General features: G+C 44.6%; 21 protein-coding genes. 16 read left to right on the top strand and 5 right to left on the bottom strand.

From position 1 onward, the window contains the following. The first annotated feature begins 303 nt into the window (after positions 1–303). From ACU01J_RS13680 to ACU01J_RS13660, 5 genes are all read left to right on the top strand, one after another. On the top strand, positions 304–927 hold the full coding sequence (locus tag ACU01J_RS13680; protein WP_004411311.1) for a helix-turn-helix domain-containing protein: 624 nt from the start codon (positions 304–306) through the stop codon (positions 925–927). Between the two features lie 255 nt (positions 928–1,182). Then, positions 1,183–2,301, top strand: coding sequence for a glycine cleavage system aminomethyltransferase GcvT (gcvT, locus tag ACU01J_RS13675; RefSeq protein WP_481086201.1), 1,119 nt, complete (start codon positions 1,183–1,185; stop codon positions 2,299–2,301). Positions 2,302–2,408: 107 nt separating this feature from the next. Beyond that, entirely contained in the window at positions 2,409–3,383 is a 975-nt protein-coding gene (locus tag ACU01J_RS13670; protein ID WP_481086200.1) for a S1 family peptidase, read from the top strand. 78 nt (positions 3,384–3,461) lie between these two features. Further along, positions 3,462–4,487 carry a S1 family peptidase gene (locus ACU01J_RS13665; RefSeq protein ID WP_481086199.1) on the top strand — a complete coding sequence of 342 codons (1,026 nt, stop codon included), beginning with the start codon at positions 3,462–3,464 and terminating at the stop codon, positions 4,485–4,487. Positions 4,488–4,640: 153 nt separating this feature from the next. Beyond that, a complete protein-coding gene (locus tag ACU01J_RS13660; RefSeq protein ID WP_481086198.1) occupies positions 4,641–5,309 on the top strand; it encodes a LuxR C-terminal-related transcriptional regulator in 669 nt (222 codons plus the stop codon). 59 nt (positions 5,310–5,368) lie between these two features. On the opposite strand, the gene ACU01J_RS13655 is transcribed toward ACU01J_RS13660, so the two are convergent. Continuing rightward, positions 5,369–5,632: a DUF3012 domain-containing protein gene (locus ACU01J_RS13655; protein ID WP_134837163.1), complete on the bottom strand. Its 264-nt coding sequence runs from the start codon at positions 5,630–5,632 to the stop codon at positions 5,369–5,371. Between the two features lie 308 nt (positions 5,633–5,940). On the opposite strand from ACU01J_RS13655, the gene rbsD reads away from it, so the two are divergent. From rbsD to ACU01J_RS13620, 7 genes are all read left to right on the top strand, one after another. After that, positions 5,941–6,360 (top strand): D-ribose pyranase, encoded by a 420-nt coding sequence (gene rbsD / locus ACU01J_RS13650; protein ID WP_481086197.1) that lies wholly within the window; start codon positions 5,941–5,943, stop codon positions 6,358–6,360. Between the two features lie 24 nt (positions 6,361–6,384). Beyond that, positions 6,385–7,890, top strand: coding sequence for a ribose ABC transporter ATP-binding protein RbsA (rbsA, locus tag ACU01J_RS13645; protein ID WP_481086196.1), 1,506 nt, complete (start codon positions 6,385–6,387; stop codon positions 7,888–7,890). Then, positions 7,887–8,870, top strand: coding sequence for a ribose ABC transporter permease (rbsC, locus tag ACU01J_RS13640; protein WP_481086195.1), 984 nt, complete (start codon positions 7,887–7,889; stop codon positions 8,868–8,870). Before rbsA ends, rbsC begins: the two co-directional genes overlap by 4 nt. 71 nt (positions 8,871–8,941) lie before the next feature. Next, the gene (rbsB, locus tag ACU01J_RS13635; RefSeq protein ID WP_004411320.1) at positions 8,942–9,820 is read left to right on the top strand and encodes a ribose ABC transporter substrate-binding protein RbsB; all 879 of its coding nucleotides are present in this window, start codon (positions 8,942–8,944) and stop codon (positions 9,818–9,820) included. A gap of 143 nt (positions 9,821–9,963) precedes the next feature. Further along, positions 9,964–10,884 carry a ribokinase gene (gene rbsK, locus ACU01J_RS13630; RefSeq protein WP_481086194.1) on the top strand — a complete coding sequence of 307 codons (921 nt, stop codon included), beginning with the start codon at positions 9,964–9,966 and terminating at the stop codon, positions 10,882–10,884. 28 nt (positions 10,885–10,912) lie between these two features. Beyond that, a complete protein-coding gene (locus ACU01J_RS13625) occupies positions 10,913–11,920 on the top strand; it encodes a substrate-binding domain-containing protein (RefSeq protein WP_481086193.1) in 1,008 nt (335 codons plus the stop codon). Positions 11,921–12,031: 111 nt separating this feature from the next. Beyond that, on the top strand, positions 12,032–13,570 hold the full coding sequence (locus tag ACU01J_RS13620) for a DUF3369 domain-containing protein (RefSeq protein ID WP_481086192.1): 1,539 nt from the start codon (positions 12,032–12,034) through the stop codon (positions 13,568–13,570). On the opposite strand, the gene ACU01J_RS13615 is transcribed toward ACU01J_RS13620, so the two are convergent. Continuing rightward, positions 13,552–15,501, bottom strand: coding sequence for a PAS domain-containing sensor histidine kinase (locus tag ACU01J_RS13615; RefSeq protein WP_481086191.1), 1,950 nt, complete (start codon positions 15,499–15,501; stop codon positions 13,552–13,554). The genes ACU01J_RS13620 and ACU01J_RS13615 overlap by 19 nt on opposite strands. Before the next feature lie 116 nt (positions 15,502–15,617). On the opposite strand from ACU01J_RS13615, the gene ACU01J_RS13610 reads away from it, so the two are divergent. Then, positions 15,618–16,586, top strand: a complete 969-nt coding sequence (locus ACU01J_RS13610) for an ABC transporter substrate-binding protein (protein ID WP_481086190.1) — start codon at positions 15,618–15,620, stop codon at positions 16,584–16,586. Positions 16,587–16,704: 118 nt separating this feature from the next. Next, positions 16,705–17,688 (top strand): chemotaxis protein, encoded by a 984-nt coding sequence (locus tag ACU01J_RS13605; RefSeq protein WP_481086189.1) that lies wholly within the window; start codon positions 16,705–16,707, stop codon positions 17,686–17,688. Positions 17,689–17,794: 106 nt separating this feature from the next. Here ACU01J_RS13605 and ACU01J_RS13600 read toward each other — a convergent pair whose 3' ends face one another. Beyond that, complete coding sequence (locus ACU01J_RS13600) at positions 17,795–19,786, bottom strand: DEAD/DEAH box helicase (RefSeq protein WP_481086188.1); 1,992 nt, start codon at positions 19,784–19,786, stop codon at positions 17,795–17,797. A 442-nt stretch (positions 19,787–20,228) separates the two neighbouring features. On the opposite strand from ACU01J_RS13600, the gene rnb reads away from it, so the two are divergent. Next, positions 20,229–22,232 (top strand): exoribonuclease II, encoded by a 2,004-nt coding sequence (rnb, locus tag ACU01J_RS13595; protein WP_481086187.1) that lies wholly within the window; start codon positions 20,229–20,231, stop codon positions 22,230–22,232. Positions 22,233–22,295: 63 nt separating this feature from the next. Here rnb and ACU01J_RS13590 read toward each other — a convergent pair whose 3' ends face one another. After that, entirely contained in the window at positions 22,296–22,649 is a 354-nt protein-coding gene (locus ACU01J_RS13590) for a DUF3024 domain-containing protein (protein ID WP_481086186.1), read from the bottom strand. Positions 22,650–22,805: 156 nt separating this feature from the next. Here ACU01J_RS13590 and ACU01J_RS13585 point away from each other — a divergent pair, with 156 nt between their 5' ends. Continuing rightward, positions 22,806–23,627, top strand: coding sequence for a phosphate ABC transporter substrate-binding protein (locus ACU01J_RS13585; protein ID WP_481086185.1), 822 nt, complete (start codon positions 22,806–22,808; stop codon positions 23,625–23,627). A 45-nt stretch (positions 23,628–23,672) separates the two neighbouring features. Here the strand turns inward: ACU01J_RS13585 and malK are convergent, their stop codons facing one another. Next, positions 23,673–24,791, bottom strand: coding sequence for a maltose/maltodextrin ABC transporter ATP-binding protein MalK (gene malK, locus ACU01J_RS13580; RefSeq protein WP_481086184.1), 1,119 nt, complete (start codon positions 24,789–24,791; stop codon positions 23,673–23,675). Positions 24,792–25,184 lie beyond the last annotated feature (393 nt).

Raw genomic sequence — 25,184 nt, 5'->3', positions numbered from 1 at the left:
ATTGTTGCTCTTCTCTTACGTGAGAGCAGGGCGAATTTCCAACCCCTAAATAGTGGGGAAAAACGAATTCAATTGTTAAAACTATCAATCGTTGAATTCGGAAATAACATCTCTACAACTAACAAGCTGGTAACATAGCGGTTGTCGAAGGAACAATCAACCAAAAATTTCCTATTGGAAACAAGGTTTCTATTTTTGCTAACAAGAGCACGGTTTATTTCTTGTTCGCACCTTTCCTCAATTAAACGCTTCGGGCACAATAAAAAATGACACAGGAAGTAGTAAATGCACTAAGAGGGAAGCATGCCCGAAGATATCTATGATGAGTATCCATCACTGACGTTATCTAAAGAGTCAGTCGATGAAAATATTGAGCCACTTAAGCTAGGCGAGCGAATTAAAACCATTCGTGGCAAGCTTGGGATCACTCTCGAAGAAGCGAGTCAGCGTACCGGGTTAGCGCGTTCAACCCTAAGCAAAATCGAGAACGAACAGATCTCTCCAACCTTCCAAGCGATGCAAAAGTTGGCAATGGGACTTCAAATAGATATGCCTCAACTATTTGAACCGCCTAGAAAAAAAGTGGCGACAGGGCGTCGTGACATCACTAAAGCCAATCAAGGTAAACCGCACCCAACGCCCACTTATGAACATGAACTTTTAGCGACTCAGCTTTCCAATAAGAAAATGATGCCGTTCAAGAGCCAGGTTCATGCGCGTAATTTTGAAGAGTATGGAGATTGGGTGCGCCATGACGGTGAAGAGTTCTTATTGATACTTTCCGGTTCGGTGATGTTCTATTCTGAGTTCTATGAACCAGTTGAATTGAGTGAAGGCGATAGCGTTTACTATGATGCCAATATGGGTCATATGCTTATTTCAACTAGTGAACAAGATGCTCATATCCTTTGGGTTACGGCCAAATAAGAATGATGATGTAAATGCCTTACAGCAAAAGCAAACGTTTGCTTTTGGTTTTTAGAAGAGTACAATAGCGCCATCTTGACGATTAACCGTTCAAGAAGGCGCTATTACTTTATCTGTCCGATGTGAATATGATGTTAAATGTCACATTTTAAACTGTTCTCCCCTTGTTAATAGTGCAAAACCTCTCCACTCGTGTTTATTATTGGAAACAAGGTTTCCTGTATGGAAAACGAACCTGATTAAACGGAGACAACGATGACTCAAGAATTACTGAAAACACCTTTACATGCTCTTCATGTAGAGGCTGGCGCAAAGATGGTTCCATTTGCCGGCTACGATATGCCTGTTCAATACAAACTCGGCGTGAAAAAGGAGCACTTGCATACTCGTGATGCTGCGGGCCTTTTTGACGTTTCCCACATGGGTCAGCTTCGTCTACACGGTGAGGGTGCGGCTGCGTTTCTTGAATCATTAGTTCCTGTCGACATTATTGATCTACCAAAAGGCAACCAGCGCTATGCGTTCTTCACTAATGAAGAGGGCGGCATAATGGACGACCTAATGGTAGCTAACCTTGATGATCACTTGTTTGTGGTGGTTAACGCGGCATGTAAAGAGCAAGATATCAATCATTTAGAAGCGCACTTGCCTTCAGGTGTGGAACTGGAAATCATTGATGATCGTGCGCTATTAGCACTGCAAGGCCCTAAAGCGGTAGAGGTACTTAAGCGCTTTAATGCTCAAGTGGCTGACATGGTCTTTATGGATGTGAAGAAGCTCAATATTCTTGGCGTTGAATGTATCGTGAGCCGCAGTGGTTACACGGGTGAAGACGGCTATGAGATCTCTGTACCAAACACGCACGCTGAAGAGCTAGCGCAAAAGTTAACTGCAGAAGAGGAAGTTGAGTGGATTGGCTTAGGAGCACGTGATTCTTTGCGTCTAGAGTGTGGTCTTTGTCTATATGGTCACGATCTGGATACCACCACAACACCCGTTGAAGCGAGCCTACTTTGGGGCATTCAAAAGATTCGTCGTATTGGCGGTGAACGTGAAGGTGGCTTCCCTGGTGCAGATGTCATTCTAAAGCAGATCGAAACCAAAGATGTTTCTCGTAAGCGTGTTGGTCTAGTCGGCCAAACTAAAGCGCCAGTACGAGAAGGTGCTGAGCTATTTGACGCTGATGACAACAAAATTGGTGTTGTAACCAGCGGTACTGCGGGCCCTAATGCCGGCAAACCAGTTTCAATGGCTTATGTCCGTGCAGATCTCGCGGCAATTGGTACAGAAGTCTTTGCCGATGTTCGTGGTAAAAAGCTCGCAATGACAGTTGAGAAAATGCCATTTGTACCGCAGAGATATTATCGCGGTTAATCAAATGTGACGAACCATTGCTTTGTGTGCTAAAACCTCTCTTAGGAGAGGTTTTTTTGTATGAATTTTCTCGTACAATAAAACGGATTTTGTGAAAGGTAGTAATTATGAGAAGTATTTCTGTTTTAGTTTCTTCTTTGTTATTAGCATTTAGTGCTCATAGTGCAGAAGTAACCCCCTATATCGTTAACGGAACGGATATCAGTGCGTCGACACATCCTAGCTTTGTAAGCCTTTTTTATGACCGCATTGATTATGACGGGGTGTACGGTCAAGGGCCGTATTGTGGTGGCACGCTGCTTTCGGCAAACTACATTTTGACCGCCGCCCACTGTATCTACGGTGATTCAAATTATCAATTGTTTACCTCTGTGGTGCCTCAATTACAAAACGAGAGCGACTTTCCTAATTCAGTGTTACAGCGTGTTATGGTTAGTGAGTTCTATTATCCAAGTGATTACAACAATACGACGCTGGCTAATGATATCGCTATCTTGAAACTTGCTCAGCCAATCACGGCAGTATCAAGTTATGCTGAACGTGCTGTTCCTACCGATGAACCAAGTTATCGTCTAACTAGCCCTGTACAAGACTTTTATGCGGTTGGGCATGGTAATACTGAAACTAATCTTGACTCAACGGAAGAGCTGCAAAGAACGTTACTTAGATATGTTACGAATGATGATTGTGCCGGCATTTATCAAGATGTAGATATCAGTGACAACTTATGCATGAACGGCGCAGCAACAGTTGTTTACGAAAATGCGACGTGTCAGGGGGATTCCGGTGGGCCGTTATATTGGAATTCGAAACAAGTGGGTATAACGAGCTTTGGTCCTCAGGTCTGTGGAGACACTGATGTTAATATTAGGGCTAACTCAATATTTACTGAAGTATCCCACCATGAAGCTTGGATAAACTCTGTGCTTAATGGCAATGAAACGCCAAAAGTGACGGTAACAGACAGCCTGCGTAATGCAGCTCTTAACCCTAGCACTGGTGGCGGTGGCGGCGGAGGTTCTGTGGGCGTACTGGTTTTATCTGCTCTAGGTTTACTGGGCTGGAGACGCAAACGTAATTAGCCACTTGTTACATATTTAGTGCTATAGGTGAGGAGTTATTAACTAAACTAAAGATCAGTTCATCTGGGATTCAATGTTATGCCTAAGTTGTATTGGCCTTTATGGTTGTTGATATACTCCTCTTGCAATTATGCTGTTGAAATTCAGCCATATATTGTCAATGGCTCCAATGCGAACATCGTAAACTATCCCTCATTTGCCAGTCTCTTTTATCGCTCTGATAACCTTTATAGCACGTCGCCATATTGCGGCGCGACCATGATCAATTCTCGGTATGTTTTGACAGCGGCCCACTGTATCTACGGTGATGACGATCTAATGCTACATACTGTCGTTGCCCCTCAACTGAAAGATGAGAGCAATTTTCTTTCCTCTCAACAAGCAAAAGCGAAAGCATTTTATTACCTCGATAGCTACGTTGATTCTGCTAGTGCTTTGTGGCGCGACGATATCGCGATCATCGAGTTAGAAACGGCGTTGTCGGTGTCTGATTACACCTCGATACTAAACACCACGATCAATAACGCATTCTCTGCCAGTGATGAGTATAAGGCGGTTGGTCATGGTTATATCGAAGGTAATGTGGCGGGTGGCACTCAGCTACTTCAGACTGACCTCACCTATATCAGTACGCAATCTTGTCAGTCCATCTATGGTAGTGCTTTAACCTCAAGCCACTTGTGTTTTACCGGACCGATTCAGGGAGGGTATCGTAACTCTACCTGCAACGGTGATTCTGGTGGCCCTGTCTATTGGTATAACGGTGGTCAATACATTCAAATTGGCATCACCAGTTTTGGTCCTGCGACTTGTGGTGATACCAGTGTGGATGTGACCTCGGTATTTACCGATATACATGATTATCAAGCGTGGATCAGTCGAGTGATCAATGGCCAAGAAGTACCAAAAGCTTATGTCGTCACCTCCGGTGATGTGCGAACACTGATCAATAATGATTTTAGCTCAAGAGTTGAAGCCGAATCGACACCAAGTCAGGGTAGTGAGTCTAGTGGTGGAGCGTTTGGGTTATTGAGTTCATTCATTTTAGCACTACTACTTTTAGTCAAGCCCCCAGTCGCATTAGTCCGAAATGAGTCTAGTTAACATATTTCTCACAAATAAGAATTGCACTACAACTATATGAATATTATGAATGTTTCATGGTTTGCATATCAACTACAGTTAAACCACATGTTGACTATTTGTGTCTAAACGATAGTTTTAAGTCACCGATAGAGATGCGCTGAGGTTTCCGCTATGACGAACAATGATGTTTACCAAATCACCCTTATTTCTGATATCAGTATGCAGTCTAAACTGCTTAAAGATTCATTAGAGAAAGGCCTTCCTATACAGGTTAATATTGTTTCTTCTGATGCATTGAGGACTTTTGACTCTAATGGTGGAAAAATCGATGAGTTGGTTTTGATTGACTTCCATTATTTAGACGATGAAAAGTTCGAGTACTACAACAATGCTAAGACCCAAAGCAAATCGACGATCAAAGAGATTGTGTTTAACTGCCCAACCGAAGCACCTTCAAGCCAGCTGTTTAAGTGGCGAAACTTAGTCGGCGTGTTTTATATCGATGATGATGTTTCGTTGTTATTGAAAGGCATGGATAAAATCATGAATGACGAAATGTGGTTATCACGTAAGGTTGCTCAAGACTATATCGAACACTTCCGCTGTGCTAATACGGTGACCACGTCACAAGCTTATGCCAACCTGACTAAACGCGAGAAGGAAATTATGCGTCTACTTGGTCATGGGGCATCTAACGTGCAAATTGCTGATGAGTTGTTTGTCAGCGAAAATACTGTGAAAACGCACTTGCACAACATCTTCAAGAAAATTAATGCCAAAAACCGTCTTCAAGCACTACTGTGGGCCAATAATAATATTGCCTTGGAAGAGCGCGTGTAGCGGCAGTATTCAAAGTCTCTTTTTAAAAAGGTCTGATATCGCTATCAGACCTTTTCTATTTAGAATACACAGTGCTTGGTATAGCTAGCAGCGTCATTGGCGCTCCAGTCACCTTTAGGGGTATCTTCAAGATCATTACACCAAGCTTCGCTACCAACAGCATCTTGTAATACGCAGTGTTTCGCGTAATCCACTGCGCCTTGAGCGTTCCATTCACTTTTTGGCGTCTCTGCCATGTTATCGCACCATGCTTGCGTGCCGACTTCGTCTTTACATGCGCTTAGGGCTAATAATGTAAATAAAGCTAACGTAATTTTCTTCATCTCTATTTTCCTAATTCTGTTCGACGCAACTATACCTAAAAAGCCAAAAATGTGTGTAAGTAAAAGATTAAAACAGTGAAAAACGATCTATCGAAACGTTTCGATGGAGTGAGGTAGGTCACTTTGCTTGACTGATCTCTGACGTCAAAGAGGATCAAATTCACACTCTATAAATTGCGCTCTCGTAATTCTGCAATGAGCGATTAATATTCTATCGAAACGTTTCGATGAGTTTTCTCTCAATAACAAGAGCGATAGAAACGACGAAACTCACGCTGGTTTGAACGTGTATTCGATAGGTCGATGAAATGAAAAAAAGTACCCTAATAAATTCTGAGCTTTCCTACTTAGTGGCTACGTTGGGCCACACTGATGAAATCACTATTTGTGATGCTGGTTTGCCTATTCCTGATGAAGTTCAGCGTATCGATTTAGCGCTTACTCATGGTGTCCCTTCTTTTCTCGAAACAGTCAAAGTGATCATGAGTGAGTCCCAAATAGAAGGCGTGGTTATTGCTGAAGAGTTTGTCACAGTAAGCCCTAAGCATCATGATGCGCTTGTGGATCAGATCAAAGTAGAAAGCGAAGCGACTGGAAAGTCAATCTCAGTGACTTATGTTTCCCATGAAGAGTTTAAGTCTCGTACGGCGAATAGTCGTGCGGTGGTTCGTACCGGTGAATGCACACCGTATGCGAATGTGATATTTCAAGCTGGTGTGGTTTTTTAGCGCTCGTAACAGAAAGGAATAATTATGACTCAAGCCATCTTACAGCTGAGTTCGATTGAAAAGGCTTTTCCGGGCGTGAAAGCGCTTGATAAGGCGAGCCTGAATGTTTATCCAGGGCGCGTGATGGCGTTGATGGGAGAAAACGGCGCAGGTAAGTCGACCTTAATGAAAGTGCTAACGGGCATCTACTCAATGGATGCTGGGTCAATTCACTATCAGGGTGAACCTGCCGCATTTAAAGGTCCGCGAGACTCTCAACAAGCAGGTATCAGCATCATTCACCAAGAGCTTAACTTGATCCCTGAACTGACTATTGCTGAGAACATCTTCCTTGGTCGCGAGTTCACTAGCACCTTTGGTGGTATTCAATGGGGCAAAATGTACGACGAAGCGGACAAATTACTAGCACGCCTTAACGTCAAACACAGTTCAAAAACTTTACTTGGCGACTTAAGTCTGGGTGAGCAGCAAATGGTAGAGATTGCTAAAGCGCTGTCGTTTAAGTCTAAAGTCATCATTATGGATGAGCCGACGGATGCATTGACGGACACTGAAACCGAATCTCTGTTTAAAGTGATTAATGAGCTACGTGCTCAAGGCTGCGGCATTGTTTACATCTCTCATCGCCTGAAAGAAATTTTTGAAATCTGTGATGACATTACCGTGCTTCGTGACGGCAAATTCATCGGCCAATGCCAGGTTTCTGAAACCGATGAAGATGGTCTGATCGAGATGATGGTAGGCCGTAAGCTGGATGAGCAATACCCTCGTATTGATGTGACTCATGGCGACACCTGCCTTGAAGTCATCGGCCTTACTGGATCTGGTGTTTACGATGTTAGCTTTACTCTTAAACGTGGCGAGATCTTAGGTATTTCGGGCTTAATGGGCGCTGGTCGTACTGAGCTGATGAAAGTCATCTACGGCGCTTTACCGAGTGAGCGCGGTGTTATCAATCTTGGTAACAAAACCATCAATCCGGTCAGTCCTCAAGATGGCTTAATCAATGGTATTGCATATATTTCAGAGGACCGCAAAGGCGATGGCTTAGTGCTGGGGCTCTCGGTTAAAGAAAACATGTCTTTATGCGCGCTAGATAAATTGACCAAAGGCGGTCGCATTCAACATAGCGACGAAGTGGTGGCAGTTGAAGACTTCATCAAACTCTTCAACATCAAAACTCCGACGAGAGACCAAATTATTGGCAACCTTTCAGGCGGCAATCAACAAAAAGTCGCTATTGCCAAAGGGCTAATGACTAAACCTAAAGTATTGATTCTTGACGAGCCAACCCGCGGTGTCGATGTAGGCGCAAAGAAAGAGATCTACCAACTGATCAACAAATTTAAAGCCGACGGTATGAGCATCATCTTAGTCTCTTCAGAGATGCCAGAAGTGTTAGGCATGAGTGACCGCATTTTAGTGATGCACGAAGGTCGTATTAGTGGCGAGTTTGATGCTAAAGACGCCGATCAAGAAAAATTACTCGCCTGTGCCGTAGGCAAAAAGATTAAAGAGGAAGCAGCATGAGTACTAATACCATGAGCAAACCAACTGATTCACACAGCAAAAAGTTGCTGAGCAAAGAATGGCTGATTGAGCAAAAGTCTCTGATCGCGCTATTATTTTTAATCGTCGTGGTGTCGTTTTTAAACCCTAACTTTTTCACCGTCGACAACATTCTAAATATCTTACGCCAAACATCGGTTAACGCGATTATTGCCGTTGGTATGACGCTGGTTATCTTAACCGCTGGTATCGACTTAAGTGTCGGCTCCGTCTTAGCTCTTTGTGGTGCATTTGCTGCGAGCTTGATTGCGATGGAAGTGCCTGTGCTTATCGCAGTGCCGACGGCTCTATTTGCCGGTGCTGCGCTGGGTGCAATTAGTGGTGTGATCATTGCCAAAGGTAAGGTTCAAGCATTTATTGCAACGCTGGTGACGATGACGCTATTGCGTGGTGTGACCATGGTTTACACCGATGGTCGACCAATCTCTACGGGCTTTACAGATACGGCAGACGCATTCGCTTGGTTTGGTACAGGCTACGCACTGGGTATTCCTGTTCCGGTATGGCTAATGGTGATTGTATTTGCTTCCGTTTGGTATGTGCTTAACCACACTCGTTTTGGCCGCTATGTTTACGCTCTAGGCGGTAACGAATCGGCGACTCGTCTATCTGGTATTAACGTTGATCGAGTGAAGATTGGTGTATACGCAATCTGTGGTCTTCTTGCCGCGCTTGCCGGCATTATCGTTACGTCTCGTCTCTCTTCTGCGCAGCCGACCGCTGGTATGGGCTACGAGCTCGATGCGATTGCCGCAGTTGTACTCGGTGGTACCAGTTTGATGGGGGGTAAAGGCCGTATCATGGGAACCTTAATTGGTGCACTGATCATCGGTTTCTTAAACAACGCTCTGAACCTACTTGATGTTTCTTCTTACTACCAAATGATCGCAAAAGCAGTGGTAATCCTACTTGCGGTACTGGTGGATAACAAAAATAAGTAACTCATAAATACCTAATTCATAACAGGTTCGGAGGAAAGGACTCCGGACCACCCTACACAAGGACTAACACAATGAAAAAACTCGCAACTCTTATTTCTGCTGCACTTCTTTCATCAACCGTTTCTGTTTCAGCGCAGGCACAAGACACGATGGCAATCGTACTGTCGACACTGAACAACCCATTTTTTGTCACCATGAAAGATGGTGCGGAAGCGAAAGCAAAAGAGCTTGGTTACGACCTGATTGTTCTAGATTCACAGAATGATCCAAGTAAGGAGCTTTCAAACATTGAAGATCTTACTATCCGTGGCGTGAAAGCGATTCTGATCAACCCTACAGATTCAGATGCAGTTTCGAATGCGATTCGCATGGCTAACCGTTCTAACATTCCTGTGTTGACACTTGACCGTGGCGCAAGCCGTGGTGAAGTTGTAAGCCACATTGCGTCTGATAACGTAGTTGGCGGTGAAATGGCGGGTAACTACATTGTCGAAAAAGTGGGTATGAAAGCGAAGGTTATCCAATTAGAAGGCATTGCGGGTACATCAGCGGCGCGTGAGCGTGGTGAAGGCTTCATGAATGCAGTGAAAGGTAGTGATATGAACGTACTGGCGAGTCAACCTGCTGACTTCGACCGTACTAAAGGTCTAAACGTAATGGAAAACCTACTGGCGGCTAACCCAGATGTACAAGCGGTATTCGCTCAAAATGACGAAATGGCGCTAGGTGCTCTTCGCGCGGTTCAGGCATCAGGTAAAGACGTCATGATCGTTGGTTTTGATGGTACAGATGATGGTATAGCAGCGGTTAATCGCGGCAAGCTATCAGCAACGATTGCACAGCAGCCTGATCTGATTGGTGCGCTAGGTATCGAAACAGCGGATAAAGTATTGAAAGGTACAACTGTTGAGCACTACATCCCAGTACCTCTGAAAGTCATTACTAAGTAGCAATTTTGCCTTCCTTCCCATTTTATCTGTCGTATGGGAGGGAGGGTGAATAAGCTTGCGTTCTTATGTTCTATTAAAGAGCGCAAACTTATTACTCCTGTTCAAATTGTATAAAAGGTTCACAAAGAACCGAGGATAACCGTATGAATAAGTTAGTGGTTTTAGGTAGTGTTAACGCTGACCATGTTCTTCAAGTGCCTTCTTTTCCTCGCCCAGGCGAGACGTTGCATGGTCGAAACTATCAAGTTATTCCTGGTGGTAAAGGGGCGAACCAAGCTGTGGCTGCCGCTCGCTTGAAAGCAGATACAGGTTTTATTGCTTGTGTGGGTGATGATGCGTTTGGTATTAATATTCGTGAGAACTTCAAGATGGATAACATCAACATCACGGGTGTGAAAATGCAGCCAAATTGCCCGACAGGGATTGCAATGATCCAAGTGTCAGACAGCGGTGAAAACAGTATTTGCATTTCAGCAGAAGCAAACGCCAAGCTAACCGCTGAAGCGATCGAGCCTGATCTTGAACGCATTCGCCAAGCAAACTACTTGCTGATGCAGTTAGAAACACCAATGTGTGGTATTGAAAAAGCCGCGCAAGTAGCAAAAGAAGCTCGCACCAACGTGATTTTGAACCCAGCGCCAGCGCGTGAATTACCCGATTCACTGCTTGCCTGTGTAGATGTGATCACGCCAAATGAGACTGAATCGGAAGTGCTAACTGGCGTAACTGTAACGGATAACGACAGTGCTCAAGAAGCAGCGAATGCACTGCACCGTAAGGGAATTGAGATAGTGATGATTACCTTAGGGGCTAAGGGCGTGTGGTTAAGCCAAAATGGTCGCGGTGAGCTCATACCTGGCTTCAAAGTGGACGCGACAGACACGACAGCGGCAGGAGATACTTTTAATGGGGCATTAGTTACTGGTCTATTAGAAGATTTACCTTTAGAATCAGCAATTAAGTTTGCTCATGCAGCAGCGGCTATCTCTGTGACTCGATTTGGTGCTCAAACCTCCATTCCGACACGTGATGAAGTGGATGAATTTCTAGAACAACGAATCTAACCCAAGACCCAAGTATGGAGAGAATGACATGGCGACAATGAAGGATATTGCCAAACTAGCCGGAGTATCAACTTCTACGGTTAGCCATGTCATTAACAAATCTCGATACGTCAGTGAAGAGATCTCAGAGCGCGTTAACAGCGCCGCTAGAGAGCTCAACTACCGTCCTTCCGCGCTTGCTCGCAGCCTTAAAGTGAATCGCACCAAAACCATTGGGATGTTGGTGACGACATCAACTAACCCGTTCTTTGGTGAAGTGGTAAAAGGTGTCGAACGCAGCTGTTACCATCAAGGTTATAACCTTATTCTATGCAATACCGAAGGGGATAACGAGCGCATGCGCGGTTCGATTGATACCCTTTTGCAAAAGCGTGTCGATGGACTGATATTAATGTGCTCCTCTCTTGAGGGCGAACGTATCGATGTCTTTGAACAGTACCCTGACATTCCTGTTGTGGTGATGGATTGGGGACCAATGTTGTTTACCAGTGATAAGATTCAAGACAACTCCTTACGTGGTGGTTACCTTGCCGCGAAGCACTTAATTGATTGTGGGCATAAGCAGATTGGTTGTATCACTGGTCCATTAGTTAAGCATCAAGCCCAAATGCGTTATGAAGGTTATAAACGCGCCATCAACGAAGCAGGATTGGCATTTAACGCTGACTGGATTGCAGAAGCTGACTTTGAATGTGAAGGTGGCTATGACGCCTTTAACCGCATCTACGCCAAAGGAAAGCTACCAAGTGCTATCTTCGTCTGTAACGATATGATGGCAATGGGTGTGATTAACGCCGCCCATGAAAAAGGCATACAGATTCCTCAAGACCTCTCTATTATTGGCTATGATGATATTCACATCGCCAAGTTCATGACTCCCTCGCTAACCACTATCCATCAACCAAAATATCGCCTGGGTAAGGCTGCTGTCGAAGCGTTGCTTAATAAGGTTGAAGGTGGTTCTACCGACGCTCAGGTGGTTCAGCTAGAGCCGACTCTTGTTGAACGTTCAACAGTACTGACGCTTAACAACTAACCTATCGAGAAATAGTGACGAGTGGCTCTCAAGCGTTGAGCGGCGAATCCCATAAATAGTCAGAACTGTGCTAAACCTAAGTTAGGGCTAATATATTTATTGGATGAGCAAATGGAATTGTTCGCAGACTACAATAAGAACGAGACTGATACTTCTACTAGTCAACATAAGCAAGTTGAACCTTGGACTGTCATGCTTGTTGATGACGATGAGCAGGTGCACCAAATCACTCGTTTAGCTCTCTCTGGCTTTTCATTTGACGGCCGTCCGCTGAAACTTATTTCTGCCTTTTCTGCACAAGAAGCCAAGCAGGTCTACCATCAACATCCCTCTATTGCGCTTGCGCTGGTGGATGTTGTAATGGAGAGCGAACATGCAGGACTTGAACTGGTAAAATATTTGCGAGATGAGGTTCAAGACAAATTAATTCGGGTTGTGCTGCGTACCGGGCAAGCTGGGCAGGCTCCGGAAGATATTGTCATTCGTGAGTATGAAATTGATGACTATAAAGATAAAACCGAGCTCACTATCCAAAAGCTAAAAACATTGCTCTATTCCATGTTGAGATCTTATCGAGATTTATGCCTAATCGACGCGCAAAAGACAGGATTGAAAAAAGTCATTGAGTCGTCTGCCAAAGTGCAAAACACCACAACACTTCAAACTTACGCCTCTTCAGTCTTAGAACAACTGACGTCATTACTTCAGTTGGAAAAGTCTGCATTTTACTGCGTGGTGAAACCGCGTCCGGAAGGAGAGCCTTCTCGTGCCCTTACCTTAGCAGCAACAGGAGACTACGTGGACTGTTACAGTGAATGCGTGATTGAAAAGTTACCTGAAGAGGTCGCGAGTCGCTGCCAAACCGTTCTAGAGGAACGCCGTTCACAACACTTTGGTGATGCATTTGTTTTCTACGCCCATGATGAGCAGGGTGTCGATAGTCTATTGTATGTCAACTTCCATCAAGTGCTTTCTGAGCTAGACATTCAACTGCTTGAAATCTACATGCAAAACATTGGCCTCACTTTCGAAAACTTAAACTTGATGTTGGATATTCGTGAGACTTCCAAAGAATTGGTATATAGCCTTGCGAATGCCGTGGAGGCACGAAGTAGAGAAACGGGAGCACATGTGCAGCGGGTCTCGATTTTTTGTGAGAAGCTTGCTTTGCTTTACGGTCTTAGTGATGAAGAAGCGAATATGATCAAACATGCGGCGCCGCTTCATGATGTAGGTAAGGTTGCGGTGCCCGACTCCATTCTCCATAAACCCGGAAAGCTAGACGCAACTGAATGGGAAGAGATGAAAAAGCACGTTGATTATGGCGTTGAAATCCTCGACCGTTCTACACGCCGTTTGATCGTCAAAGCGAAAGAGATCGCGGCTTACCACCACGAAAAGTGGGATGGAAGTGGTTATCCAAACGCCTTAATGGGTCAAGATATTCCGATTAGCGGCAGGATTGCTGCTCTGGCGGATGTGTTCGATGCATTAGGTTCTAAGCGCAGTTATAAAGAACCTTGGAACGATGAAAAAATTAAACAAGAAATCATTAGCCAAAAGGGCAAACACTTCGAACCTAAGCTGGTGGATTTATTACTTGAGAATTGGGATGAATTTATCGCTGTGCGTCAGTCGTTGCCAGATTGATGAGGTATTTCTAACGGTAGTTCCTTCGGAAGGATTAATTGAAACACGACGCCGCTCCCAATCTCAGACTCAAAAGCAAGCTCACCTTTTAGCTTTTGTTTGACGAGGTTAAATACCAAGTTTAGCCCCAATCCTGAGCCACCCTTGCTACGCTTAGTCGTGTAGAAGGGCTCAAAAATTTTCTGGTGTAAGCTAGCATCAATACCAGCACCATTGTCTCGATACTCAAGAATGATGTTGTTTTTATCTTGTTTGAAATGAATGGTGATTTTCGCTTCAGCCACGTCGTCAAAAGCGTGATTGATGCTATTCATGATAAGATTTGATATCACTTGGGTCAGAACCCCAGGAAGGCTGTTCATTACTAACGAGGTATCGCCTTCGAGTATTGGCGTAACTGGCACTTTTCGCGTTTCGGGATGAAGACTGGCGACCAATGCCTCAAGAACTTGTTGGATATTAAATTGGCTACGACTCTCAGACACTTGGTCTACGGCGGTTTGTTTAAAGTCTTTGATGAGTTTAGCGGCTCGATTTAGGTTTTGTTCGAGCATTGTACTGCTTTCTGTTAAGCCCTCTAACTGCGAGCGAAATTGATCCGTTGTTAACGTCTGATCTGTAAAGGCTTGATTTGCTTTGCTGACAATATCTTGAATGATGGAAGTTGCAGTGACCGCTATGCCTAAAGGCGTATTGACCTCGTGGGCGACGCCAGCGACTAAACCGCCAAGAGCAGCCAATTTTTCTGATTCGATCAGTTGCTCTTGGGTCTTTTTGAGTTGCTGCATACTTTGCTCAAGATCTTGAGTGCGAACCGCGACAGTCTTTTCTAGATTTTGGTTTAGTTCCTCGAGCTCAATTTGAGTTAGCTTAAGCTCGGTAATGTTGATTGCGGTGCCGCGAAAACCAATGAACTCCCCTTTGTCAAAGCGAGCTTTTGCCTTAAATAGTAGGAAAACTTGCTTGCCATTGATGGTTAGGACTTCCTCGCACATTGATATGTTGTAATGGTTTTTTAGCTTGCGACAGAGCGACTTACAGGGCGCTAATGCTGGTACCTCTTCAAGCATAGGTTTGGTATCTGTAGCGATTTTTAATGCGCTACGCATGCTATCTGAACTATAAATTAGCGCTCCGCTAGCATCGGTCTCCCATAGCCAATCGGAGGATATATGGGCGAATTCAGCTAAACGCTCTTGCTCATTTTTAATGTTCCGATACAGCTTTGTGACGTTATCGGTAATTTTATTGGTTTCGTTCGCTAGCCAGTCGAGTTCATCTTCTTTTTCGGTAATCCACTGTAAGTGTTCGAGCTTTATTGGCTTTGCTGGGTGTCTTGGGTTGTATTTGCGCAGGTACTGAGCAATCGAAAATATGCGTCGGTTAATGCTTTTGTGGAACACTATTAAGATGATAAAGCAGACTAGAAAGGTCTTGGCTGCATTTAAACTTACGGTATAGATCGCTTGCCATATGAGGTTGTTGTATATCTCTTGTGCGTCGGATTGGATGTGTACATGGCCAATTTCTTCAAAGCGAGCCGTGTTAGGGTGGTGGTAGACCAAAGGGTACTGTTTTGATATGGAATTTGTAAGTACTTCCTTACCTGATTCAAACGAGTAGTCACCACTTGTGATTTTTAAATAATCTACTCTGGGTAAATTCACTAGACCATCAATTTCTTGTTGAAGTGCAATGAGGTCAAAGTCCCATAATAGGGTCGCGATGAGTGGTGCGTGGACATCTCTGACTTCGAGTTGACGTTGTTGTACGGTATCTAACTCTTTCTTGTAGTCCCATGAAAGCTGTAATAGCGTGGTGAGTAGCGTAATCGCACCGCTGAGTAAAACCATGATCAACATGATTCTTCTACCGATACGGCTATAGAAAGGATTTGATTGACTTTCTTCTATCTGTTTTGTTCGACTCATGGTGCTCAATCAATGGTTTTTTTTGAGTATAGCTTGCCGCAGAGTCTCTGGGGCAATCATCCTGCAGAGAGCATTGAGCACAACTACACTTACTAGACAGTTTAGAGGAGGTCATTATGCGTCTGTTAGTTGTTTTACTCATGGTGGTAACGACAAACGCTTTTGCGACCAAAGTGCTATTAATCGAGAGCTACCATGCTGAGTACCCGTGGGACGTTAGCTATGTCAGAGGGTTAGAGAAAACTTTGCTGCCTTCAGTGACACTAGAAACGTTTCAGATGGACACTAAACGGATTCCTAAGAGTGAGTATGAGCGCAAAGCAAATGAAGCTTTAGAAGTGTATAAGCAACTCAAGCCAGAGATAGTCATACTAGGGGATGACAATGCATTAGCGTACATGCTGCCTAAACTTTATGATGAAGCGATATCGATTGTGTTCTTGGGCATTAACTCCAACCCTAGGCACCTCTTTGGTCAGTACAAAGGCCAAGCAAAAATCACTGGCGTGTTAGAAAGGCCACTATTTGTTAAGTCACTGGGTGAGCTAAGAAATTTATTTTCCGATGATCCTTTCAAAGTTAGGGTGATGTTTGATTCAGGGGTGACTTCCCAAATCGCAAAAGAGCACATAGACAACCAATATCGCTTAATTAAGGAAAGCTTGGGTATTGATGTGGAGATTCTCGCTATTGGCACCAAGCAAGAGTGGCGCGAACGCGTTTTGAATGCCAAAAACGAAGGCGTTAGCGTGATTATTATTGGCCTGTACCATACTCTGGTCGATGAGACTGGTAAAAATGTACCGTCTACCCAAGTGATCAATTGGACAAGTAAGAACTCGCCTTTACCTCTTTTTGCCTTTTGGGATTTTGCTGTGGGCGAAGGCAAAGCGGCAGGGGGAATCGTACTTTATGGTTTCAGCCAAGGTGAGATGGCGGCCAGTTTAGTCAATAGAATTGTAAGTGGAGAGTCGGCTAGCAGTATGCCGATTCAGATTGAAAACAAGGGTAGTGCTATTTATTCTCAGGTGGCTATGGAACAGTGGGGTTTGACGGCTCCAAGTCATTGGAAGCCCATTGATTAGATGATTTGGATGTTGAATGAATCACAATATTTGCTAATGTTCTCAAATGGAATTTACAAATAGCTTAATAGCGGTTACAAAGTCGCTAGCCCTTAAAATTGAGCGTAGGCCAATAAATATGAGTGTATCAAGTAGTACGATACTGACCGAGAGCGGTACTAATGAACTAGAAATTATCGAGTTTCATTTAGTGAAGCAGATGCCTGATGGGAGTAAAAAGACCTGTTACTACGGCATCAACGTTGCGAAGGTTCGTGAGGTAATTCAGGTACCAGAAACAACCGACTACCCGAATGCTCAACCCCATATGATCGGTGTGTTTTCATCTCGTGATGTGTTGACACCGCTGGTTGATTTAGCTGGGTGGTTAGGAGTCCCTACTAGCAAAGACTTAGCTCGTAAGTTCGTTATTGTTACGGATTTCAATAATATGACTAACGGCTTTCTGATTGACTCTATCAGCCGTATTCACCGAATTTCTTGGAATGATGTTGAATCACCGAGCCAGTTCTTAGAAGCGGGAGAGCAAGACTGTGTGGTCGCTGTCGTTCGTAAAGATGGCAACCTGATCATGATTTTGGACTTTGAGAAGATCATCGCAGATATCAACCCAGAGCTCAGCATGGAAAAATATGATGTGACGCTCGATAGAAGTGTTGACCTGAACCAACGCATGGTTACTAAGCGCAATGCCAAAACTGTTATGGTGGTTGATGATTCTGCGTTTATTCGTTCGATGATTCAAGATACGTTAAGTTCTTCCGGCTACAACGTCATTGCGTGTAAAGATGGTGGCGAAGCACACGAGAAGCTGATGAACCTCATCGAGGTGGCAAAAGAAGAGAACCTTCCTGTCAGTGAACTTATTGATGGTGTAGTAACTGACGTTGAAATGCCACGCATGGACGGTATGCACTTGGTGAAACGCCTGCGAGAAAGCGAAGCTTACGTCAGTATGCCGATTGTGATGTTCTCTTCACTGATGAGTGAGGATAACCGCGCGAAGGCACTAGCGTTAGGTGCCAATGATACTATTACTAAACCTGAGATTGGCCGTATGGTCACTTTGATGGATAAGTATATCTTTGGCAACAAGAACTAGTCTATTAGCTCGATAGCTGCTTGGTTTCAAGCGGCTATTTGAAATCGTAAGCAATAGACAAAAAAAGGGTACGCAATGCGTACCCTTTTTCTTTTTTATTCGAGGATTAACCTTCGCTGCGGTTACCGCGACCATGGCCACGTTCGCCACGGTAGTTACCACGGTGATCGCCACCGCGGTTACGGTCAAAGCGACGCTCGCCATCACGACGGCCGCCTTCACGGTTACCATCACGACCACCTTCACGGTTGCCACGGTAGCCGCCTTCACGGTTACCATCACGACCGCCTTCACGGTTGCCACGGTAGCCGCCTTCACGGTTACCACGATAGCCACCTTCACGGTTGCCGTCACGGTTACCACGGTAACCACCATCACGACGACCGCCATCACGACGACCGCCATCGCGGCGTGGCTCACGGAAATCGTTGAAGTCACATACTACAGCGTCAACTTGCTTCTGGCGAATACGTAGTTTTTGTAGTTTGCCAGCAGTCTCAGAAGACATTGCTTTTGGTAGCTGAACGTATGTTTCGCCTTGTGCTAGTTTGATTGCACCGATTGAACCTTTTGTTAGGCCAAGTTCGTTTGCAAGCGCACCAACGATGTCTTTAACTTGAACGCCTTGCTCGCGGCCAACTTGAAGTTGGTAAGTATCCCAATCTTGAGTATTGAAGCTACGACCTCCTTCACGACGACCGCCATCACGGCCACCATCGCGATCACGACGTTCTTTTCGACGTTGCTTGTCACGCTCGATCGCTTCAATCATTGGGTCTTCGCCAATGTAGAATAGTGGGCGCTTGCCTTGCTGACGCTTAAGCAGGATTGCTGCTAGTGTTGCTGCGTCTAACTCTAGAGTTTCTTGCAGTTTTTCAACTAGCTCAGAGAACTTCTCTAGTGCTTTATGTTCTTTTTCAGTTTCTAGCTCAGCACCAAGCTTAGCCAGACGAGCTTCTGCTACTTTGTCACGGTGTGGAAGTTGGATTTCTTCCATTGATGACTTAGTTACACGCTCGATAGTGCGAAGCATACGCAGTTGGTTTGTACGAACTAGAAGAATCGCTTTACCTTTACGTCCAGCACGACCTGTACGGCCGATACGGTGGATGTAAGACTCAACATCGAATGGGATGTCGTAGTTGAATACGTGAGTGATACGTGGAACGTCAAGGCCACGTGCGACTACGTCAGTTGCAACTAGGATATCGATAACACCTTGTTTGATGTGATCAACAGTACGCTCACGTAGAGACTGAGGAATGTCTCCGTGTAGTGCAGACGCTTTGAAGCCACGTGCACATAGCCAATCAGCTAGACGCTCGGTGTCTTGACGAGTACGTACGAATACGATTGACGCGTCCGTCTCTTCAGTTTCTAGAAGACGAGACATTGCTTCGTCTTTTTCTACACCTTTAACAACCCAGAACTGCTGTTCTACTTTGTCTACTGTGTGGTTCTTACCTGCAACGTCGATTGTTTCTGGATCACGTAGGAAGCGTTCAACAATGCTCTTAAGCATAGGAGGCATAGTTGCAGAGAATAGTACACGTTGTGCAGAAGAAGGAGCGTGCTCCATGATTTCTGTTACGTCATCAACGAAGCCCATATTCAACATTTCATCAGCTTCATCAAGTATGAATGTATGAACTTCGTCTAGGTGTAGACGGTCACGGTTGATAAGGTCTTGAACACGGCCAGGAGTACCTACAACAATGTGAGCGCCGTTTTTAAGTGCACGCATTTGGTCAACGATTGATGCGCCGCCGTAGATTTCAAGAACTTTAAGACCTGCGATGTTTTTACCTAGGTTCTTAACTTCTGCTGCTACCTGAATCGCAAGTTCGCGAGTTGGTGCAAGAACGATAGCTTGAGGCTTACGCTGATCAAGGTCGATTTTGTTAAGAAGAGGTAGAGAGAAAGCTGCAGTTTTACCAGTACCAGTCTGTGCTTTACCTAGTGCGTCTTTACCAGCCAATAGGTGCGGGATAGCAGCAGCCTGAATTGGAGTTGGTGAAACGAAACCCATACCGTCAAGAGCTGAAAGGATAGAGTCGTTAAGCGCTAGATCGCTGAACTGAATTACAGAATCTGTCATTGGGATCCTACTATATATAAGTCAATAAAAGGTCCCACGAGCTCTACCAATTCCAATACAAATCCAGATGAGAGCTGATTCCATTCAGATGCGGAAAAGTCGTAAATCGCATCAAGCCACTAGGGACGTAAACACATCGAAACCGAAACGTAGAGTTAGAGGCACCGATATAAGGGGGCGGATTATTCCTGAAAAGCATAAAAAAAGCTAGAAAAAATTGAATTTCATCACAATTTTTTTCTGAATTAAGATTGTTTGTTCACATATTCGTCATCTAGAGCCATAGCTCGGATGAATTAACAGCAATTCAATCAATTTGCTAACTGATTGAATTCTCCTCTGAACGATAGATTGTCATGCTGATTAGGTAGCTAGGCTATAGGTGGGGTGGTATAGTGTGCGCAATTTTCGGTGTGATACTTAATCGGTTAAAACAAGATAGATGTTTCAAGATAACCCTCTACTGGCTCAACTTAAGCAGCAAATTCAAGAAAACCTTCCTAAGAAAGAAGGCACGATCAAAGCGACTGAAAAAGGCTTTGGTTTTTTAGAAGTCGATAGTAAGACAAGCTACTTTATTCCGCCTCCATACATGAAGAAATGCATGCATGGCGATAAAGTGAAAGCGATCATTCGTACAGAGAAAGAGCGCGAGCAAGCTGAACCAGAAGAACTTTTAGAACAGGGTATTAACCGTTTCATCGGGCGAGTTAAGCTGTTTAAAGGCAAGTTAAACGTGACGCCAGATCACCCACAACTTAAAAAGCTATCTTTAAAAGCGAAGACGCGCAAAGGAATTAAGAGCGATGATCTAAAAGAAGGCGATTGGGTGGTTGCACATCTGATTCAACACCCACTTAAAGGTGATAACGGCTTCTTCGTTGAAATTTCTGAAAAGATCACCGATGCAGACGACAAGATTGCTCCTTGGTGGGTTACGCTAGCGCAAAACGATCTACCAAACAGTGAGCCAGCAGGTATCGATAACTGGGAAATCAAAGATGATGCGGAGCTAGAACGTGTTGATATGACGCATGTTCCATTCGTAACCATCGATGGCGCGTCAACCAAAGATATGGATGACGCACTCTACGCTAAGAAAACCGAATCTGGTGATTTTGAGCTGACGATTGCGATTGCTGATCCAACTGCTTACATCACACCTGATAGCGAAATGGATAAAGTCGCTCGTGAACGTGGCTTCACCATCTACCTGCCTGGTCGTAATATTCCAATGCTGCCGCGTGACCTAGCAGATGAGCTATGTTCACTAATGCAAGATGAAGTGCGTCCAGCGCTTTGCTGCACGGTAACAGTAGGTAAAGACGGTGTTATTGGTGATGACATCAAGTTCTTTGCTGCGAACATTAAATCACACGCTCGCCTTGTTTATGACCACGTATCAGATTGGCTAGAAAATGGCGAATCAACGGAGTGGCAACCAAACGAAGAAATAGCACAAATCGTTCGTGATCTCTACGAGTTCTCTTTAGCTCGTGCTGATTGGCGTGAACAGAATGCTGTGGTATTCCCAGATCGTCCAGATTACCGCTTTGAGCTGAGTGAAGATAACGATGTTATTGCCATTCATGCAGATATGCGTCGTAGTGCAAACCGTCTTGTCGAAGAGTCGATGATCACGGCAAACATCTGTGCGGGTCGTACACTACAATCAACGTTTAACTCAGGTGTCTTCAACACGCACCTTGGTTTTAAGCCAGAGAAAATTGCTGATGTACTGGGCTTTGTTAACCCAGAAGGTGAGTTGCCGTTCACTGCTGAATCGGTAGCAACACTAGAAGGTTTCGCTGAGCTACGTCGTTGGCTAGGTAAGCAAGAGTCAAGCTACCTAGATAACCGCATCCGTAAATTCCAAGCGTACAGCGAAATTGGCAATCAGCCTTTACCGCACTACGCAATGGGCCTTGATATTTACGCAACGTGGACGTCTCCGATTCGTAAATACGGCGACATGATCAACCACCGTATGCTGAAAGCGCACATCTTAGGTAAAGAGCCCGTTCAAACCGCTGATGAGACAGTCGGCGAAGAGTTAGCACTGCACCGTAAACACCATAAGATTGCTGAACGTAACGTTGGCGATTGGTTGTACGCGCGTACGCTTGCTGAAGAGCCAGCGAAGGAAACTAAGTTCAACGGTGAAATCTTTGATATTAACCGTGCGGGTATGCGTGTTCGTCTACTTGAAAATGGCGCAGCAGCATTCATTCCTGGTTCTCTGATTCTGGCGAACAAAGAGCGTCTAGAGTGCAGCGCAGACAATGGTACGGTTTCTATCGATAAAGAAGTGACTTACCGACTTGGCGATGTACTTGAAATCGTATTGACTGAAGTGAACCAAGAGAACCGCAACTTGGTGGCTAAGCCAACTCAAATCTTCGAAGACGTGAAAACCGTTGAAGAAGTAGAAAAAGCGGCAGAGTAATCGCCACTATCTACTCAGAATACTAATATAAAAAGGGCGCTCATTGAGCGCCCTTTTCTCGATTTAATCTAACCAAAACATAGATTTAGGATCTTTGTCGATCTCTCTCATGATTGCGGTAAGGTCACTACTTTGCGCTAAGAAGGGATACGGAAGCCAGCTATCAATTTCCGAGTGGTGAGGTAAGAACAGCTGCCATAAATTCAACTCTTTGTTCCATGAGACCTTAGCCACGGGGTTCATGTAGTCACAGTGGGTAGAATCCAACAGAAAGTGTTGCTTAATAAAAATCACGCCATTGTTCATGGTTTCATAGCTTGCCTTACCAAGTTCGGCTGGCGTGCTTTGATTGCGTTGTTTACAGATCAGCTGTGCTCGGCTTTCGAGTTGCCGCTGTAACAAACTCACTAGTCCCATATTATCCTCACCCTTGCGCGGTTGGCAGAATACACTTGCTTTAAGCATAGTAGGAGTAAGTTATTTGATTGTCTGTATGGGTTTTCACAAAACTGTCATCTAATCGAAATACCATAACGCACATTATTTAATGCCTTTTTCGATTAGGAGAGAATTATGGTTCGCGTTGCACTAGCAACACTTTTATCTACTTCATTGCTAGTGGCTCCCGCTTTAGCAAAGGAAGTGAATGTTTCAGGATCTACTTCGGTAGCCCGTGTAATGGATGTCTTGGCTGAACACTTTAATAGCACCCACTCTGATACGTATGTAGCGGTTCAAGGCATTGGTTCGACGGCAGGTATTACCCTGGTAAAAAAAGGTGTCGCTGACATTGGTATGAGCTCACGTTATCTCACTGATAATGAGCAAGATGAGTCATTATCGGTTTCTCCTATTGCATTTGATGGTCTAGCGGTTGTCGTTAATCAATCCAATAGCGTTAATAATGTCACCCGTGAGCAGCTGTTTGATATCTATAAAGGTAAGATCACTAACTGGAAGCAGTTAGGCGGAGCGGATCAAAAGATCGCGGTTGTAACACGCGAAGCGTCATCGGGTTCACGTTATAGCTTCGAGAGTTTAATGGGGCTAACTAAGATAGTGAACGGCCGATTAGTGTCGGATATCAACCCAGACAATTTAGTGGTAAACAGCAATAGCATGGTCAAAACCATTGTGAATCATAACAAACAAGCGATTGGTTTTATCTCAACGGGCTCTGTTGATCACTCAATCAAAGCAATCCAGTTTGAAGGGGTAAGCGCGAATAGTAAAACTATCTCAAGTGGTGAGTATGAGCTTTCTCGCCCGTTCCTAGTGCTGTACTCCAAAGAGAAGATTGACCAAGACTCAAAAGAATTCTTAGGCTTTCTAAAGAGCAAACAGGCTAAAGCTTTGATTGCAGAATATGGTTATACGCCGCTCAGTGACAAGTAAGAAAAAAGCTCCTATTAAAGGAGCTTTTTATTTTGCAAGTTGACGTTACTCGCTGTCGAGACCCGCTTCCTTGTATAGGCGGCGGCAAGCTTTACCGTCACTGTGGAATAGGTGACAACGGTGAGCTGGAATGCCAACAGATAGCTTGTCACCCGCTTCAACCGCGAGCGTATCAGGTTGGCGGTAAATCATGTCTGCGTCAGCGGCATCAATGTGCATGTAAACTTGAGTTTCGTTACCTAGCTTCTCGACGATATTTACTTCACCTTCAATAGTGGCATCACCTTCATTCGCTGGCAGGAGATGTTCAGGACGAACACCAAGAGACATACGCTCACCTGCGGTAATTGTGGTGCCATCTACTGGAATCCAGAAAGTTGTGCCGTTAGCTAGTTGAACCATCACACGTTCTTTTTCGACTGCTTCAATAAATACACTCATGAAGTTCATTTTTGGTGAACCAATAAAGCCAGCCACAAAGCGGTTTTGTGGGTAGTGGTAAAGTTCAAGCGGCTTGCCCACTTGTGAAACGAAGCCAGCGTCAAGAACCACAATCTTATCGGCCATGGTCATCGCTTCGACCTGATCGTGGGTTACATAGATCATGGTGCAACCAAGTTTGCGCTGTAGTTTAGTGATCTCAGAACGCATCTGTACACGAAGCGCGGCATCTAGGTTAGAAAGCGGCTCATCGAGCAAGAATACATTTGGCTGTGACACCAATGTACGGCCGATAGCAACACGTTGACGCTGACCACCAGACAAGGCTTTAGGTTGACGCTCCAAAAGGTGGCTTAGCTGAAGAATTTCAGCGGCATGTTCGACACGTTGATCGACTTCCTTTTTATCAGCTTTGGCCAGTTTAAGGCCAAACGACATGTTGTCGTATAGGTTTAGGTGTGGGTATAGTGCGTACGATTGGAATACCATGCCAACGCCGCGTTTAGAAGGCTCAACATCATTCATGCGCTCATTACCGATGTAAAGTTCGCCAGAAGTAATGTCTTCTAAACCTGCGATACAGCGCAATAGCGTAGACTTACCACAACCTGATGGACCGACGAAGACAACAAACTCACCTTCCTGGATATCTAAATCTACATTTTTAGAAATTAGTACGTCGCCATATGCTTTACATACATTTTTTAACGTGACACTCGCCATCTAGCTCGCCCTCGATCGATGTTATTTTACTGCCCTTCATTATATGAATTGTATTAGCGGCAATAATAGTAGGAATTTGATAAGAGATTGGATTCTACCAAACAGTAAGAAAATATGGGTGAAGAACTTTTTCAACACCCATCAAGCCAAATTCAGGTTTGCATCCCCCGTGTCCATTGAGCTTCTCCCCCGAAAGAATCAGTCACCTAATTACCTACGTCGCTCAATGTCTCTGTGCAAACCCTGCGGCCTTGTAACCAGTTACCTTAAAACGGGTAATACTGGAAAGGGTTCTTACCATCCACTCTTGGATAGGTTTATTCTGCTCAAATAAGCATTGCGCGACATCCTCCTAGCGAAATTATTTAAAGGGGGAGTAGTTAGGGAGGAGCA

This window comes from Vibrio sp. 2433-A1 (genome assembly GCF_056726085.1).
This window is presented reverse-complemented; position numbering and strand designations above follow the sequence as displayed.

Bases quoted from the DNA above. Each gene is read 5' to 3' on its own strand.
- ACU01J_RS13680 (WP_004411311.1), top strand. From the start codon at position 304: ATGCCCGAAGATATCTATGATGAGTATCCATCACTGACGTTATCTAAA.
- gcvT (WP_481086201.1), top strand. From the start codon at position 1,183: ATGACTCAAGAATTACTGAAAACACCTTTACATGCTCTTCATGTAGAG.
- ACU01J_RS13670 (WP_481086200.1), top strand. From the start codon at position 2,409: ATGAGAAGTATTTCTGTTTTAGTTTCTTCTTTGTTATTAGCATTTAGT.
- ACU01J_RS13665 (WP_481086199.1), top strand. From the start codon at position 3,462: ATGCCTAAGTTGTATTGGCCTTTATGGTTGTTGATATACTCCTCTTGC.
- ACU01J_RS13660 (WP_481086198.1), top strand. From the start codon at position 4,641: ATGACGAACAATGATGTTTACCAAATCACCCTTATTTCTGATATCAGT.
- ACU01J_RS13655 (WP_134837163.1), bottom strand. From the start codon at position 5,632: ATGAAGAAAATTACGTTAGCTTTATTTACATTATTAGCCCTAAGCGCA.
- rbsD (WP_481086197.1), top strand. From the start codon at position 5,941: ATGAAAAAAAGTACCCTAATAAATTCTGAGCTTTCCTACTTAGTGGCT.
- rbsA (WP_481086196.1), top strand. From the start codon at position 6,385: ATGACTCAAGCCATCTTACAGCTGAGTTCGATTGAAAAGGCTTTTCCG.
- rbsC (WP_481086195.1), top strand. From the start codon at position 7,887: ATGAGTACTAATACCATGAGCAAACCAACTGATTCACACAGCAAAAAG.
- rbsB (WP_004411320.1), top strand. From the start codon at position 8,942: ATGAAAAAACTCGCAACTCTTATTTCTGCTGCACTTCTTTCATCAACC.
- rbsK (WP_481086194.1), top strand. From the start codon at position 9,964: ATGAATAAGTTAGTGGTTTTAGGTAGTGTTAACGCTGACCATGTTCTT.
- ACU01J_RS13625 (WP_481086193.1), top strand. From the start codon at position 10,913: ATGGCGACAATGAAGGATATTGCCAAACTAGCCGGAGTATCAACTTCT.
- ACU01J_RS13620 (WP_481086192.1), top strand. From the start codon at position 12,032: ATGGAATTGTTCGCAGACTACAATAAGAACGAGACTGATACTTCTACT.
- ACU01J_RS13615 (WP_481086191.1), bottom strand. From the start codon at position 15,501: ATGAGTCGAACAAAACAGATAGAAGAAAGTCAATCAAATCCTTTCTAT.
- ACU01J_RS13610 (WP_481086190.1), top strand. From the start codon at position 15,618: ATGCGTCTGTTAGTTGTTTTACTCATGGTGGTAACGACAAACGCTTTT.
- ACU01J_RS13605 (WP_481086189.1), top strand. From the start codon at position 16,705: ATGAGTGTATCAAGTAGTACGATACTGACCGAGAGCGGTACTAATGAA.
- ACU01J_RS13600 (WP_481086188.1), bottom strand. From the start codon at position 19,786: ATGACAGATTCTGTAATTCAGTTCAGCGATCTAGCGCTTAACGACTCT.
- rnb (WP_481086187.1), top strand. From the start codon at position 20,229: ATGTTTCAAGATAACCCTCTACTGGCTCAACTTAAGCAGCAAATTCAA.
- ACU01J_RS13590 (WP_481086186.1), bottom strand. From the start codon at position 22,649: ATGGGACTAGTGAGTTTGTTACAGCGGCAACTCGAAAGCCGAGCACAG.
- ACU01J_RS13585 (WP_481086185.1), top strand. From the start codon at position 22,806: ATGGTTCGCGTTGCACTAGCAACACTTTTATCTACTTCATTGCTAGTG.
- malK (WP_481086184.1), bottom strand. From the start codon at position 24,791: ATGGCGAGTGTCACGTTAAAAAATGTATGTAAAGCATATGGCGACGTA.